We start from the raw sequence: 2,154 nt of genomic DNA, 5'->3' as shown, positions 1-2,154 counted from the left end.
ACTCGTTGTTTAGGTATCTCGAATGTTTCAATTAAAGATTGTTTATGCCGTTTGACGAAATCTCCCAACCCTCTATAACCAAGACAACCACTCATTGTTCCCATGATTACTAGCAACAACACAAACCACAATGGATGTCTTTGTCCCTTTTTGGTGCGAAAATCTTTAATTTTTTTGAGTTCTTCAATCAAGCCTGCTGTCATAGATACCCCCGGACAATTTGTCGAAAGTCTGATTAGCGCTTGGGTGCGGCGTAGCCGCACCCTCGCTTAAGTTTGTTACCTCAGTTTCGATTGAATCATTTTTCTTCCAAGAATGAAACAGCCCTGCTTTTCAAGGGGGGTTAGGGGGGATCAAAACGCCACTAGGCAACTTTATAAGACTTGTGTGTACACCGTAGCCCAATTTTGGGAGAAGGGGCTGGGGGATGAGGGTCAGTTTTGTATTCGTGCAACAAGTCTAATGATTGACACTCTTAGAGTTCAAGCCACACCAGTCGCAAAGCGACACGCTACGCGATGACTTTGACATAGAGTGCTAGCCTTAACACCAAGCGTATTGTTTTATAACTTGTGAAGCTAATTTCTGACCCCCAAACTTGATTTAAAACTCCCAAACTTGATTTAAAACTCCCAAACTTGATTTAAAACTCCCAAACTTGATTTAAAACTCCGAAATTGAAGATAACGAAGGAATTCTTGCTAAAATACCTTTTTTAAGAGGTTCGGGACGTTCTGACCAAGGTAACAAACCGTCAGGTTTATCATAATATTTGCTGGCACATTCGAGAATGGCAGCTGCACTATCATCTACTGGTAAATCTCCGAACAGATAAGTTAATTTTCCAGAACCAGCGAAGGCGACAACACAAGCATGACTGCAAGCACTCATGCATTCTACTTCTTGAATCGGAAAATTATCTTTGAGATGCCAATCTTGAGCTAATTCCTGAAGCTGATTTAATAACTTTTGTCCACCACTCTCACCAACTCGTTTACCATCTTGCCAGACGCTAGCACAAGTTCTGCACACAAATAGAGTATGAGAGGGTTGCTGAGTATTGTTATGTGTAGAAATTGCAGAAGTATTTGTAGCTGTGGTCATCTGTGCCTCGCAGATATTTTACAAGTGAAATCAACTTAAAATCAACTTCGGCGGGCATCCTGACTTACTTTTGTTAAGTTCACAGTTGCGGGACAGCGCCGGATTTCCACCGGACTTTCCCCGTTACCTCTAGTGACTGCTCCCCACTAGAACCGAATGTTTTTGATCTTAACCGAAATTTATTGAAGCAACACGCCGTTAAGCTTTGGTAGGTGTTGGCAAATCTACTTGCAACCGCTTAAACATTGCTTGTCGTCCTTGCATTGCTAAGGTGTCATCTATAGGTGATAGAGTAATAGGCTGTTGATACTTCAACCTCAATGCTGTTTGAATTAACCAATCTGCCACAAACGGATTTTTTGGTAACAAAGGGCCGTGGGAATAAGTTGCGATCGCATTCTGATAAAATACACCTTCTGTACCATCTTCACCATTGTTGCCCAAGCCATGCACCACCCGTCCGAGTGCTTCGACTTTACCTAATTTAGTACGTCCACCATGATTTTCAAATCCAATTAGGTATGGTTTGCTACCGATCATTTCTTGGAGATCCCGCGCTAGACGAGTAGCTGTGACTTCCACCACTAAATTACCGATACAGCGCCGGACATTTTCACCGGGATGCACTGAGACTATATCCAATATGCCTAAACCCTGAATGCGTTGTCCAAATCCTGGTTCATAGTAGTGTCCCAAAAGTTGAGGTGAACCACAGGTAAAAACGCCAGGAGTACCATTTTCAATTTTTTCGCGCATTGCTTCTGCTTTTGCACCTTGCAAATCACGCATAACAATTTCTTGCTGACGGTCTTGGGCGCCACCACCCACAATTAAATCTACAGATTTGATCTCATCTGCTGTCGCATTTTGATCTAAAGGCAAAACCTTGACATTATATCCCCGCCACTGACAACGGCGTTCTAAGACGATAACATTACCGCGATCGCCATAGGTACTCATCAGCGTCGGATATAGCCAACCAATAGTCAGTTCTTTCATAATTTTAAGGATCGGGGATTGGGGATCGGGGATTGGGGATCGGGGATTGGG

The 2,154-nt window shown here is 43.1% G+C and carries 3 protein-coding genes and 1 riboswitch; all 3 genes read right to left on the bottom strand.

Features of this window, described 5'->3' with window-relative positions; genetic code table 11:
* The coding region (locus B4U84_RS21595) for a transposase family protein (RefSeq protein ID WP_131121025.1) at nt 1–203 on the bottom strand (203 nt) is incomplete at its 3' end.
* A 460-nt stretch (nt 204–663) separates the two neighbouring features.
* Complete coding sequence (locus B4U84_RS21590) at nt 664–1,104, bottom strand: DUF1636 domain-containing protein (protein WP_131120525.1); 441 nt, start codon at nt 1,102–1,104, stop codon at nt 664–666.
* A gap of 32 nt (nt 1,105–1,136) precedes the next feature.
* A riboswitch (cobalamin riboswitch) is annotated at nt 1,137–1,276 on the bottom strand.
* A 26-nt stretch (nt 1,277–1,302) separates the two neighbouring features.
* A complete protein-coding gene (locus B4U84_RS21585) occupies nt 1,303–2,103 on the bottom strand; it encodes a type 1 glutamine amidotransferase (RefSeq protein WP_131120524.1) in 801 nt (266 codons plus the stop codon).
* Nucleotides 2,104–2,154: the final 51 nt, after the last annotated feature.

Source organism: Westiellopsis prolifica IICB1 (genome assembly GCF_004323185.1).
Classification (GTDB): domain Bacteria; phylum Cyanobacteriota; class Cyanobacteriia; order Cyanobacteriales; family Nostocaceae; genus Pelatocladus; species Pelatocladus prolificus_A.
The sequence above is the reverse complement of the archived record's forward strand: the minus strand, read 5'-3'. Positions and strand labels throughout refer to the sequence as shown.